Below are 12,657 nucleotides of genomic sequence, written 5' to 3'. Positions count from 1 at the left end.
GAGGCGAGTCGGCTGCATCCGTGGATGAGTTTGACAGAGCGAGGGCGTGTAGGACAGCGCGATTTCCATCGCTCCGCAATTATTGCAGTGCGTTAGAGATATTACGCGGCTGCCCGGATGCGCTCCACCCCGGCCAGCGAGTTGGGATCGGCGCGCACGATCTCGACTTCGACCATGTCGCCGACCTGTGCGTCGGTGAGCAGGTGGATCGATTGCAGCCACGGGGATTTGCCGAGCATCTGGCCGGGCAGCTTGCCCTTGCGTTCGATCAGCACGTTGCAGGTGCGACCGACGACGCCGGCGTTGAAGGCGGACTGGTCGCGGTTGAGCGCGGCCTGCAGGCGTTGCAGCCGTTCGTCCATCACCTCGGGCGCGATCTGATCCGTCATGCCGGCGGCGGGGGTGCCGGGGCGGGGGCTGTATTTGAAGCTGAACGCCTGGGCATAGGCGACCTCGTCCACCAGGCTGAGCGTGTTGGCGAAGTCGGCTTCGGTCTCGCCGGGGAAGCCGACGATGAAATCGCCGGACAGTGCGATATCGGGCCGGGCGGCGCGGACGCGGTCGAGAATGCGCAAGTACGAATCGCGGCTGTGGCTGCGGTTCATCGCTTTCAGAATGCGGTCGCTGCCCGCTTGGACGGGGAGGTGAAGGAACGGCATCAGCTTTTCGACATCGGCGTGCGCGTCGATCAGGTCTTGCGTCATGTCGTTCGGGTGGCTGGTGGTGTAGCGGATGCGGGCGAGGCCGGTGATGCGGTCCAGCTCGCGGATCAGCGCATCGAGGCCACCGTCGCGCCCCGTGGCGTCGGTGCCGGTCCAGGCGTTTACGTTCTGGCCGAGCAACGTGATCTCGCGCGCACCGGCATCGACCAGCGCCTTCGCCTCGTCCACGATCGCGGCCCATGGGCGGCTGACTTCGGCACCGCGCGTATAGGGGACGACGCAATAAGTGCAGAATTTGTCGCACCCCTCCTGCACCGTCAGGAAGGCGGAGGGCGGCACGCGGCGGCGGGCGGGGAGGTGGCCGAATTTGGTTTCGACCGGCATGTCGGTATCGAGCGCGCTTTCGCCGCGCGCGGCCTTCGCGACCAGATCGGGCAGGTTGTGATAGGCTTGCGGGCCGACCACGACATCTACCTTCGCGCGGCGCACGATTTCCGCGCCCTCGGCCTGCGCGACGCAGCCGGCAACGGCGATCATCGGGGTGCGGCCCTGCTTGCCGGCGGTTTTGCGGATCCGGCCGATGTCGGAATAGACCTTCTCGGTCGCCTTTTCGCGGATGTGGCAGGTGTTGAGGACGACGAGGTCGGCGGTATCGGCATCGGCGGGGGTCAGGCCCTGTGCGGCCATCAGTTCGGCCATGCGATCGCCGTCATAGACGTTCATCTGGCAGCCGAAGGATTTTACGGCGAAGGTCTTTGGAGTCTTTTGGGCAGGGGTCATGATGGAAGCGCCCTTAGCCTCAAATGCCGTCATGCTGAACTTGTTTCAGCATCCAACGTGCCTCAGTGGCGGAAGGATATGAGGCGCGATGGATCCTGACCTTCGTCAGGATGACGGTGGTGTCAGGGTTTCGGGGGCGAACTTTATCGCGTCCACGGCATAGGCGAATGGCCGAAGCGGTTTGCCCAATACGCCGATCAGCGCTTCCTCGATCCGGCGGCGGCTTTCCGCGGCGATCGCTTTCCGGCCCGGAAAGTCGGCGGGGAAGAACGGCTCGAGGAAATGGACGCGGACCTGAAAGCTGCCCTTGCGGGAGAGCAGGCGCTTCGCGTTGTTCACACCGGTTTCCACGCCGATCCAGCCAACCTCCTCGGCGATCGGGCCGTAATCGAGCAGCACCGGCTGGACCATCACCCCGGGCGGGGGCGGTTCCAGGACGCGGAGCATCGGCGTCTTGAACGGAAGCAGCGACTGGCCGTCGGTGGTGGTGCCTTCGGGAAAGACGGTGACGGACCAATTGTCGGCCAGCGCATCGCGCAGCTCGTTGATCTGTTCCGCGACGCCGAGGCGATTTTCGCGCTTCACGAAGACGGTGCGATTGAGCGTGCTGAGCCAGCCGACCACGGGCGCCTCGCGAATCTCCTGCTTCGCGACGAAGGCGGTGCCGCTGCGGCCGGCGATGGCGAGGATATCGATCCAGCTGAGGTGATTGGAGATGTAGAAGACGTCGCGTTTTAGCGGCGTGCCGACCTTGGAAACGCGCGCGCCGGCGAGCCGGCCGGCCCAGCCGAGAAAGATCATCGGCCAGGGGGAGGACAGGCGGAACACGCGCCAGAGGTAATGGAGCGGGACGGTGAGGAGCAGCGCGAGGATAAGGCCGGTGGCGCGGAGCGTGATGCGCAATCTGCCCATCGCATCAATCGGCGGTGGGTCGCCGGCGGCGGCAGCGGCGCGCTGTTCGGGTGTGAGCTTCACCGACCCCTCCACCGTTCGTGCTGAGCTTGTCGAAGCACCGTTCTTCTCTTTACGGTTCCAGAAGTACAGCCCTTCGACAAGCTCAGGGCGAACGGTTGGGTGTTAGAGCCTCAACCCTTGCGGTCGAGGGTGACGCCGTAAAGCTCCATGCGGTGATCGACCAGCCGGAAGCCGAGCCGTTCGGCGATCGCTTTTTGGAGCTGTTCCAGTTCCGGATCGACGAATTCGATCACCTTGCCGGTCTCGACGTCGATCAGGTGATCGTGATGCGCTTCGGGTGCGGGTTCGTAGCGGGCGCGGCCGTCGCCGAAATCGTGGCGATCGAGGATGCCGGCCTCTTCGAACAGGCGCACGGTGCGATAGACGGTGGCGATCGAAATGCCGGGATCGATCAGCGAGGCGCGTTCATAGACCTTCTCCACATCGGGATGGTCCTCGGCTTCGGACAGGACGCGCGCGATGACGCGGCGCTGCTCGGTGATGCGCAGGCCCTTTTCGTTGCAAAGGGCTTCGAGATCGATTTTGCGGGCCATGCACGTCCTGTAGGCGCTTTGGCCTTATTGATAAAGCGAAGATTGATTCGCAATAAGGAGGTTTTGCCCGCTGCTTGGACGTCATCCCGGCGCAGGCCGGGATCTCACGGGGCTGACGCGCTACGCCTCCGCCCGAGACCCCGGCCTGCGCCGGGGTGACGGTGATTGTCAGACTTAGCGCACGACCTTGCGACGCTTGGTGCCGAGGCCGATCTTCTTGGCCAGCGTGCGGCGCTGTTCGGCATAGTTGGGCGCGACCATCGGATAGTCGGCGGGCAGATTCCACTTGGCGCGATACTGTTCCGGCGTCATCTGGTAATGCGTCATCAGGTGGCGCTTGAGCATTTTCAGCTTCTTGCCGTCTTCGAGACAGACGATGAAGTCCGGCTTGATCGAAGAGCGCACCGAAACCGCCGGTTCCTGCTTCGCCTCGGGCGTCGCTTCCGGATTGCCGAGACCGGTCAGCGCACCGTGCACGTTGGAGATAAGAATTGGCAAGTCGGAAACGGCGACGCTATTGTTGCTGACATGTGCCGCAACGATGTCTGCCGTCAGCGTGATCAGCGTATCATGCAGAACTGATTGCATTTCCATGGTAATTCCTTCGACCCATTTTTACCGGCTGCATTAATTGCGCAGCCGTGGGCTGACCTATCGGCGCGCCAACCTTGCCGCGCAAGTTGCAAAAAGTATATTATAGGTGCCGAAGGTATATGTCGGTCGTCAGGCCAAATCGCGTCGATAGGTAAAGGCGTCGGAGACTAGGCCGGCGTTGCCGCGATAGTATGCGCGGCGCTGTCCCACTTTGACGAAGCCGGCATTGCGATACAATTTGATCGCTTCGTTACCATCTCTCACTTCGAGGTGCATCGCGACCGCTTGTCTGTCCTGCGCATCGCCCAGCACCGAACGCAGCAGCGCCGCGCCGACTCCGCGCCGGCGAACGGCCGGCGCGGTGGCGAGCAGGAGCAGTTCGACCTCGTCGACCGTGAGGCGCGAGAGCGCGAAGCCGGCCGGCTGGCCCTGAATCGATGCGATCGTCAGCCACACGCCGGGCAGGGACATGATCCCGAGGCACTGGCCGCGTGTCCACGCCTCGCCGAAGCGCGGATCGAACGCGTCGGCCATCAGGGTTTCGACCAACGCGAGATCGGCGGTCGATCCGGTGCGCAGTTCGATCATGTTGAGGACCGTACTCATGCTGCGGCTTTGGGCTTCGCATCGGGCGCACGGCCATAGATCGGGCGCGCGGGCAAAGCGGTGAACTCGCCCGCCAACAGGATCGCGGCGGCGGCATCGGGCAGGTGTTCGGTCAGGTCCAGCGCCGGATCGAGCAAGGCGAGGTGGCGGATGCCGTTTCCGAAGGCGGGGCGGCTGGCGAGCACCGCCAGCGCAGCCTCGGGACGGAGCGAGGCGAACGGGCTGGCGGCGCGAAGGGGATTGGCCTCGAACGACTGCATGAAGACCTCGCCATGCCCGCCTTCCAGCACCACCGCAAGATCGGACAAATCGGGGCGGGACGCGAACGCGGCGGCGGCGACGAGGGGCAGCGAGGAGAAGCCGTGCACTTCCGCGCCCCAGCCGAATGCCAGCCCGCGCGCGGCGGCGATGCCGACGCGGACGCCGGTGAAGCTGCCGGGGCCGCAATCGACCAGAATGCGATCGGCCCGGCCGCCGTTCGGCAGTTCGGCGATCATCGGGATCAGCCGCTCGGCATGGCCGCGCCCGACCACTTCATGCGCGGACGCGACCACCGCACCGGTCTCGATGAGCGCGACCGAGCACGCGGCGGTGGAGGTTTCGATGACTAGAGTGCGCACAATTCCCTCTCGTCACCCCGGAGCGCGAAGGTCAAGCGATCGTGTTAAACTTTTCGAAGGCCGGGCGGGGCAGGCGATCGAAAATCGTCGCCGGATCGCCGTGGCCGAGCGTGGAGATGAAGTTGCTGCGCACCGCCGGCGTATCGGCGAAGAACGCCGCATCGACCTTGCCATTGTCGAAGCCGGACATCGGGCCGGTATCGAGGCCGAGCGCGCGGGCGGCGATGATGAAATACGCGCCCTGCAGCGTCGAATTGCGCATCGCCGAGACTTCGCGCAGCGGCGCATTGCCGTCGAACCAGGCCTTGGCATTGGTGTGCGGGAACAGTTCGGGCAGATGTTCGTGGAATTCGGTGTCCATGCCGATGATGACGCTGACCGGTGCGCTCAGGATCTTCGGCGCGTTCTGCGCGCTGGTGCAGTCGGCCAGCTTCTGCTTGGCCGCATCGCTCGTCACCCAGATCAGGCGCGCGGGCAGCTGATTGGCGGAGGTCGGCCCCCATTTCATCAGGTCCCAGATCGCGTGCAGTTCGGCCTCGGCGACCGGCTGGTCGGTATATCCGTTGTAAGAGCGCGCGGTACGGAAGATCGTATCGAGCGCCGTGTCGGACAGCTTCTCGGTCATGGAAACACCTCGATAATGAAGGAGCAGATCAGACGGCGCGGACTTCGGTGACTTCCGGCACGTAATATTTGAGCAATTGTTCGATGCCGTTCTTCAGCGTGGCGCTGGACGAGGGGCAACCGGCGCAGGCGCCCTGCATCTTGAGGTAGACCTTGCCCTGATCGAAGCCGCGATAGACGATGTCGCCACCGTCATTGGCGACCGCCGGGCGGACGCGCGTGTCGATCAGATCCTTGATCTGCGCGACGATGTCGGCGTCCTCGGGGTTATCGGCAAACGCCTCCTCCTCGGCCGGCACGCTGAAGCCGCCGGCATTGCCGGGTTTGAACAAAGGCATGTTGGCGGAAAAATGATCGAGCAGGGTGGCGAGCACGTCGCCCTTGAGGAACGACCATTCGACGCCCGGTGCTGCGGTGACGGAGACGAAATCGCTGCCGAAGAACACGCCGGTGACGTCGCCCAGGTTGAAGAGCTGTTCGGCGAGCGGGCTGGCCTCGGCCTCCTCCGGCGTGGCGAAGTCGCGCGTGCCGGCGTCCATGACGGCGCGGCCGGGCAGGAACTTCAGCGTGGCGGGGTTGGGCGTGGCTTCTGTTTCGATCAGCATGCGTTGGCATGTGGCGCGGGCGTGCGGCGGGCGCAAGGTTTGTTGGGGAAACGGTTGGTTGCCGCATTCTCAAAACCCCTCCCCTTCAGGGGAGGGGCAGGGGTGGGGGATGTCTCGCAGAGACCGGCATTGCTGGACTGCCCCACCCCAACCCCTCCCCTGAAGGGGAGGGGCTAAGAACAAGGATCAATCGTCCAGCGCCTTCATCGCATCGTTCCACTTGGAGATGTTCGTGCGCGCCTCCTGCACGAACGCCGAGCGGCGGACGACGCGGAGGAAGAAGCCGGCGATCGCCTTGCCGGGGTTGCGTAAGGGACGCTCGAACTGGATGAGCAGGACGACGCGGGTGCCGGCGGTGTCGTTCCACACTTCGTGCTGATAGGTGTCGTCGAACACCAACGTCTCGCCCTCCGCCCAGCGGACGATGCGGGTGTCGACGCGCATGCGCACGTCGCCGTCGCGCGGCACGATCAGGCCGAGATGGCAGGTGATCAACCCTTTGGTGACGCCGCGATGATCAGGGATGTGCGTGCCGGGCGCGAGGATCGAGAAGAAGGCGCTGTTGAGGCCGGGAATCCGTTCGACGATCTTCGCCGTGTTCGGGCAGCGTTCGAGATTGTCGGTAATCGGGAAGCCGTAGCCCCACAGGAAGAACGAGCGCCATTTGTCGATCTCGGCGATCGAGCGGTGATCGGGCGAGATGGTGGCGAGGCTGGGCGCGGCCTCGCCCTGCAACGCGACGCGGACCGCCTCGTCGCGGATCGCCTGCCAATTGTCGCGCAGCAAAGCGGTCCAGGCGAATTCGCGCACGTCCAGCACCGGATCGTTGGGCACCAGCGAGGAGGAGGCGATCAGTTTGTCGAAGAAGCTGCGCAGATGCTTGCCGTATTTGATCAGGAACGGACGATTGCGATCCGCCTCCATCTTGGCGCCAGGTGCAGGCGCGCCCGAGATCACGTTGAGATCGGGGACGCGGATGGTGCGCCGCGCGGCGGCATTGCCCGAATCCCGACACAATTCGGCGGGGGCGGAGATGGTTTCGAACGTCACGATGTGCCTGCCTTCGTAACCGGCGGCGCAGGGGCCGGCCGGAATTTACCTCATATCACGCCGCGGCGACGTGGCGCATCCGCACGCTCGGCAAACACGTCTCTAGGATTGCTATGGGACCAAATGATGGCGTGTTTGGGAGAACTTAGCGGCAGCCGGCGGATCGGGATATCACCCGGCGGGCGTGATGCTCCTCACGCGCCAACTTATCCGTCCGGTTACTGGCGGGTTCATCCGAAGCCCGCTATCAGGGCCACCATGCATGTCCTTTCGCGCGCTCTGCGCCGTCCGCTGATCCTTTCCGCCCTGCTCGTTCTGACGCTGCCAGCCAGCGGTCAGAATGCGGCGCAGGCCCCCGCCGCTCCCTCGACCAGCCCCGCCGCCACTGCCGCGGCCGAGAAGATCGATCACAAGAACTGGCTGTATGTCGGCAGCGACATCACGCCCGATCCGGCGTGGCATTACGGCACGTTGCCCAACGGCGTGCGCTATGCGGTGCGCAACAACGGCGTGCCTCCGGGGCAGGTCGCGGTGCGCGTCCGGATCGATGCCGGATCGTTGATGGAAAGCGACAATGAGCGCGGTTTTGCCCATCTGATCGAGCATCTCACCTTCCGCGGTTCGGAATATGTGCCGGACGGTGAGGCGAAGCGCATCTGGCAGCGCATGGGCACGACCTTCGGGTCGGACACCAATGCACAGACCACGCCGACCGGCACGACCTACAAGCTCGATCTGCCGAGCGCGACCGAGGCCGGGCTGGACGAAAGCCTAAAGATCCTGGCCGGCATGGTCGATCATCCCAACATCACGGCGGCGGCGCTGAATGCGGAGCGCCCGGCGGTGCTGGCTGAGCAGCGCGAGGCGCCGGGGCCGCAGGTGCGTTTCAGCGATGCGCGGCTGGGCATGTTCTTCGCCGGGCAGCCACTGGCCGACCGTTCGCCGATCGGCACGATCGACAAATTGAACGCGGCGACGGCGGATAGCGTGCGCGCGTTCCACGATCGCTGGTATCGCCCCGAACGCGCCGTCGTGGTGATCTCTGGTGATTTCGATCCGGCGGTGTTCGAACGGCTGGTGGCGAAGAACTTCTCCGACTGGAAGGGCGTCGGGCCGAAGCCGGAGGAACCCGATTTCGGCAAGCCGGACGCATCCAAGCCGGCGACCGCCGTGGTCGCCGAGCCGAGCCTGCCGCCCGTGGTCACGCTGGGCGTGCTGCGGCCGTGGAAGTATCAGGACGATACGATCATCATGAACCAGAACCGGCTGGTCGATTCGATCGCCGCCTCGGTGATCAGCCGGCGGCTCGAAACGCGCGCGCGCGCCGGGGGCAGCTTCCTCAGCGCCTCGGTCGGCACATCGAACGAATCGCGTAGCGCTGACATCACCTATGTCTCGATCATTCCGATCGGCACCGATTGGGAAGCGGCGCTCAAGGACGTCCGCGCGGTGATCGAGGATGCCAAGGCGACCGCGCCGAGCGTTGCCGAGATCAACCGCGAACTCTCCGATGTGGACACGGTGATGCGCACATCGGTGGAAACCGCCAAGGCCGAGGCGGGCGCTTCGCAGGCCGACGATATGGTGCAGGCGGTCGATATCCGCGAAACGACGACCGCACCGGCGACGATCTATGCCGTGCTGCGCGACGCGATCCGGAAGAAGATGTTCACGCCCGAAACGGTGCTGGCATCGACGCGGCGCATCTTCACCGGCACCGCGACGCGCGCTCTGGTCAACACGCAGACGCCGCAGCCGGCGGCAGTGACGAAGCTGGCCGCCGCGCTTCAGGCCGATGTGAAGGGGCTGGCCGGCAAGCGCACGACGCAGGGCAAGGTGAACTGGTCCAAGCTGCCCAAATTGGGCAAGCCGGCGACCGTCGTCAGCCGCGAGAAGATCCCGGAATTCGACCTGGAGAAGGTCGTGCTGTCGAACGGCGTGCGGCTGATGCTGCGTGTCAGCCCGGCGGAGGAGACCCGCGTCTATGTCCGCGTGCGCTTCGGCGGTGGCTACAACGCGCTGCCGGCCGACAAGCCGTCGCCGATCTGGGCGGCGGACGGTGCGATCGTCGGTGGTGGCGTCGGCAAGCTGCGGCAGGGCGATCTCGACCAATTGACCGCCGGGCGTCGCATCGGGCTCGATTTCGGGATCGACGATGATTCGTTCGTGTTCTCGGCGATGACGTCGCCAAGCGATCTGGCCGATCAGTTGAAGCTGGTGGCCGGTTATATGTCGGCACCGGGCTGGGATCCGAACCCGCTGGCGCGGATCAAGTCGGCGGCGCTGACGCAATATGCCGGGTACGATTCGTCACCCAGCGGCGTGCTGTCGCGCGATCTGGAAGGTTTGCTCCACGCTGGCGATCCACGCTGGAGCACGCCGACGCGCGAGCAGGTGATGGCGACGACGCCGGAGGATTTCCGCAAATTGTGGGAGCCGCGCATCGCCGAGGGGCCGATCGAGGTGCAGGTGTTCGGCGACATCAATGCCGAGGCGACGATCCGCGCGGTCGCGGCGAGCATCGGCGCGCTGCCGCCGCGCTCCAAGCCGACCGCTGCCATCCCGCCGGTACGCTTCCCCGCGCACAATGCGACGCCGTTGATCGAGACGCATGGCGGGCCGGACAATCAGGCAGTGGCGGTGATCGTCTGGCCGACCGGCGGCGGAATGGAGAACCAGTCCGACAGCAATTACCTCGACATCCTGGCGCAGGTGTTCAGCGACCGGTTGTTCGATCGGCTGCGCAGCGAGGCGGGTGCCAGCTATTCGCCGAGCGTGCAGAGCCAGTGGCCCGACGGGCTGGCCTCGGGCGGGCGGCTGTTCGCGATCGGCCAGGTGACTCCGGCGAACGTGAACCTGTTCTTCAAGATGTCGCGCGAGATCGCGGCGGATCTGGTCGCCAACCCGATCAGCGACGACGAACTGCGCCGCACGATCGAACCGCTCAAGCAGCTCGTGCTGCGCCAGGCGACCGGCAATACCTTCTGGCTCAACCAGGTAGAGAACGGCACCTACGACGACCGCCGCATCGAGGGACTGCGCCAGATGTTCCGCGATATCGGCGGGGCGAATTCGGCGATGCTGCAGGTTATCGCGCAGCGTTATCTGAAGCCGGATGTGGACTGGACGATGGCGGTGCTGCCGAGGGGGCCTGACGGGAAGGCGGTGAGCATGGCACCTGCGCCGGTGACGGTGGCTCCGGTTCCGGTGAAGGTGCCACCGGTAAAGGCGAAGCCGGTTGTGCCGGCGAAGAAGCGAGTGGAACGGTAGGGTTCTTCTGAGCCCCTCCCCTTCAGGGGAGGGGTTGGGGTGGGGACGTCCGGGTGGCTACCGAAGCGGAATTGCTAAAGCGTGCAATCGAGATGCGGCGTAATCCAACCGAGCCGGAAAAACGGTTGTGGCGTGGTTTGTCGAATTCACAGCTAGGCGGTTATAAATTCCGTCGCCAGCATGTGGTTTATGAAGCGCAGGCGATCGCCGATTTCTTTTGCCCGGCGCTGGGCTTGGCGGTTGAGGTCGATGGCGATACCCATGATTTGCCAGCCGATACGACACGGGATCGTCGGATGGCTGGCCTGGGATTTTCGACTATCCGCGTGACCAACGCTGACGTGATGCAAAACATCAATGGGGTGCTTGAGGCTATTTTGGCGCGGGCGCTTTCCTTGCCTCAGCGTTGGTCGGTTCGCACGGCCCCACCCCAACCCCTCCCCTGAAGGGGAGGGGCTTTTAGGGCGTCATCCCTTGTACAATGCATCCAGCCTTGGACTGTAGGCTGCTTTCAGCACATGGCGGCGGATCTTGAGCGAGGGCGTCAGTTGCTCGTTCTCGATCGTGAAGGCTTCGTCGGCGAGGATGAAGCGGCGGACGCGTTCGATCACCGACAGGTCTGCGTTCACGCGTTCGACCGCGGCGTTGAGCGCGGCGCGATACTCGGGATCGTTGGCCAGTTTCTTGAAATCGCAGGTGTTTCCGGTCTTTGCGCACCATTCCTGCGTCCATTCCGGATCGGGCACGAGGACGGCGACCATGTACGGCTTGCGGTCGCCGTAGATCATCGCCTGGGCGATCTCGTTCTGCAGGGTGAGCATGCCCTCGACCTTTTGCGGGGCGACATTGTCGCCCTTGTCGTTGACGATGATGTCCTTCTTGCGATCGGTGATCTTGATGCGGCCGCGTTCGTCGATCAGGCCGATATCGCCGGTATGGAGCCAGCCGTCTTTAAGTACCCGCGCGGTCTCTGCTTCGTTGCGCCAATAACCGTGCATGACGAGTTCGCCGCGCACCAGGATCTCGCCATCCTCGGCGATCTTCACCTCGGTATCGACGAGCGCCGGGCCGACCGTGTCCATCTTCAGCCCGGCGCTGGGGCGGTTGCAGGATATCACCGGCGCGGCCTCGGTCTGGCCGTACCCCTGCAAAAAGGTGAGGCCGAGCGACTGGAAGAAGATCCCGACTTCGGGCGTGAGCGGTGCGCCGCCCGAGACCATCGCCTTGATCCGGCCGCCGAACTTCTTGGCGATCTTGGGCTTGAACACCGTGTTGACGACGAGTTGCATCGGCCGATCACGCAACCGCAGCGTGCCGGCATATTCCCGCGCGCCGATTTCCAGCGCCTGATTGAGCAGTTTCTGGCTGAGGCCGCCCTGTTTCTCGATCGCCTTGGAAATACGGGTGCGCAGCACTTCGAACAGGCGGGGAACGACGAACATGATCGTCGGGCGCGTTTCCTCGATATTGGCGGCGAGCTTGTCCAGCCCCTCCGCATAATAGATTTGCCCGCCCAGCCCGATCGCGAAATGCTGTCCGCCGGTATGTTCATAGGCGTGGGATAGCGGCAGGAAGGACAGGAACACCTCTTCGCCCCACCCGAATTCCTCCGCGATCACCGCCGTGCAGCCGGCGCAATTGTGCAGGATCGCGCCGTGGTGCTGCATTACGCCGCGCGGCGCACCGCCGGTGCCGCTCGTATAGATGATGCAGGCGAGATCCTCGCGCGTGAACGTGGCTTTGGCCGCGGCGCTCGCGACGGCGGTGGGATGCTGATCGATCAGGCGGTGCCAATTGTGGACGTCCAGCCCTTGCGTCGGGCGCAGATCGTCCATGCCGATGATGATCTTCGCGTCGTACGACCGGATCGCCGCCGGCAGCAGCGTCTTCGCCAGTTTCGCATTGGAGACGATGATCGCCTTCGCACCCGAATTCTCGATGATGTGCGCATGGTCGCGCTCGGTGTTCGTCACATAGGTCGGCACGGTGACGCAACCGGCGGCCATGATCGCGAGATCGCTGATGCACCATTCCGGCCGGTTCTCGCTGACCAGCATCACGCGGTCGCCGCGTTCCAGCCCGATCGCGGTGAGCGCGGCGGCGAGGCTGGCGACCTTGCTGGCGGCATTGGCCCAGCTGAGCGAGATCCATTCGCCGCCGGCCTTGTGCCACAGGAACGGCTTGTCGCCCTCCGTTGCCGCGCGGGTGAAGAACATCGTCACGAGGTTGGGGAAATTTTCGAGCTTGCGCATGTGCCTCTTCCTGTCGTGCCTTCATGTGGGCGACGCGAGAGCAACGCTTAGGGCGAGCGGCGGGGGTTCGCCAGCCTTTAGGGCGT

At 64.7% G+C, this 12,657-nt stretch carries 12 protein-coding genes; 2 read left to right on the top strand and 10 right to left on the bottom strand.

What is annotated here, in order from left to right; all coding sequences use genetic code 11:
• Positions 1-101: 101 nt before the first annotated feature.
• The 9 genes from miaB to U1738_RS04600 form a co-directional block, all read right to left on the bottom strand.
• Complete coding sequence (gene miaB / locus U1738_RS04640) at positions 102-1,442, bottom strand: tRNA (N6-isopentenyl adenosine(37)-C2)-methylthiotransferase MiaB (protein ID WP_332787837.1); 1,341 nt, start codon at positions 1,440-1,442, stop codon at positions 102-104.
• Positions 1,443-1,547: 105 nt separating this feature from the next.
• Positions 1,548-2,354: a lysophospholipid acyltransferase family protein gene (locus U1738_RS04635; protein ID WP_332788222.1), complete on the bottom strand. Its 807-nt coding sequence runs from the start codon at positions 2,352-2,354 to the stop codon at positions 1,548-1,550.
• Between the two features lie 173 nt (positions 2,355-2,527).
• Complete coding sequence (locus tag U1738_RS04630) at positions 2,528-2,950, bottom strand: Fur family transcriptional regulator (RefSeq protein ID WP_332787836.1); 423 nt, start codon at positions 2,948-2,950, stop codon at positions 2,528-2,530.
• A 174-nt stretch (positions 2,951-3,124) separates the two neighbouring features.
• Positions 3,125-3,544 (bottom strand): Ros/MucR family transcriptional regulator, encoded by a 420-nt coding sequence (locus U1738_RS04625; protein ID WP_332787835.1) that lies wholly within the window; start codon positions 3,542-3,544, stop codon positions 3,125-3,127.
• A gap of 129 nt (positions 3,545-3,673) precedes the next feature.
• Complete coding sequence (locus tag U1738_RS04620; RefSeq protein WP_332787834.1) at positions 3,674-4,150, bottom strand: GNAT family N-acetyltransferase; 477 nt, start codon at positions 4,148-4,150, stop codon at positions 3,674-3,676.
• Positions 4,147-4,770, bottom strand: a complete 624-nt coding sequence (tsaB, locus tag U1738_RS04615) for a tRNA (adenosine(37)-N6)-threonylcarbamoyltransferase complex dimerization subunit type 1 TsaB (RefSeq protein ID WP_332787833.1) — start codon at positions 4,768-4,770, stop codon at positions 4,147-4,149. Before tsaB ends, U1738_RS04620 begins: the two co-directional genes overlap by 4 nt.
• Before the next feature lie 31 nt (positions 4,771-4,801).
• Positions 4,802-5,395 (bottom strand): malonic semialdehyde reductase, encoded by a 594-nt coding sequence (locus tag U1738_RS04610; RefSeq protein WP_332787832.1) that lies wholly within the window; start codon positions 5,393-5,395, stop codon positions 4,802-4,804.
• A 28-nt stretch (positions 5,396-5,423) separates the two neighbouring features.
• A complete protein-coding gene (locus U1738_RS04605; RefSeq protein ID WP_332787831.1) occupies positions 5,424-5,999 on the bottom strand; it encodes a NifU family protein in 576 nt (191 codons plus the stop codon).
• A 186-nt stretch (positions 6,000-6,185) separates the two neighbouring features.
• On the bottom strand, positions 6,186-7,049 hold the full coding sequence (locus U1738_RS04600) for an aspartyl/asparaginyl beta-hydroxylase domain-containing protein (protein ID WP_332787830.1): 864 nt from the start codon (positions 7,047-7,049) through the stop codon (positions 6,186-6,188).
• A 258-nt stretch (positions 7,050-7,307) separates the two neighbouring features.
• Between U1738_RS04600 and U1738_RS04595 the strand changes: the two genes are divergently transcribed.
• Both U1738_RS04595 and U1738_RS04590 read left to right on the top strand, forming a co-directional pair.
• Positions 7,308-10,319, top strand: a complete 3,012-nt coding sequence (locus tag U1738_RS04595; protein WP_332787829.1) for a M16 family metallopeptidase — start codon at positions 7,308-7,310, stop codon at positions 10,317-10,319.
• 53 nt (positions 10,320-10,372) lie between these two features.
• The gene (locus U1738_RS04590; RefSeq protein WP_332787828.1) at positions 10,373-10,765 is read left to right on the top strand and encodes an endonuclease domain-containing protein; all 393 of its coding nucleotides are present in this window, start codon (positions 10,373-10,375) and stop codon (positions 10,763-10,765) included.
• Between the two features lie 21 nt (positions 10,766-10,786).
• Here U1738_RS04590 and U1738_RS04585 read toward each other — a convergent pair whose 3' ends face one another.
• Positions 10,787-12,571 (bottom strand): AMP-dependent synthetase/ligase, encoded by a 1,785-nt coding sequence (locus tag U1738_RS04585; protein ID WP_332787827.1) that lies wholly within the window; start codon positions 12,569-12,571, stop codon positions 10,787-10,789.
• Positions 12,572-12,657 lie beyond the last annotated feature (86 nt).

Source organism: Parasphingomonas caseinilytica, assembly GCF_036663755.1.
Lineage (GTDB): Bacteria > Pseudomonadota > Alphaproteobacteria > Sphingomonadales > Sphingomonadaceae > Sphingomonas.
This window is presented reverse-complemented; position numbering and strand designations above follow the sequence as displayed.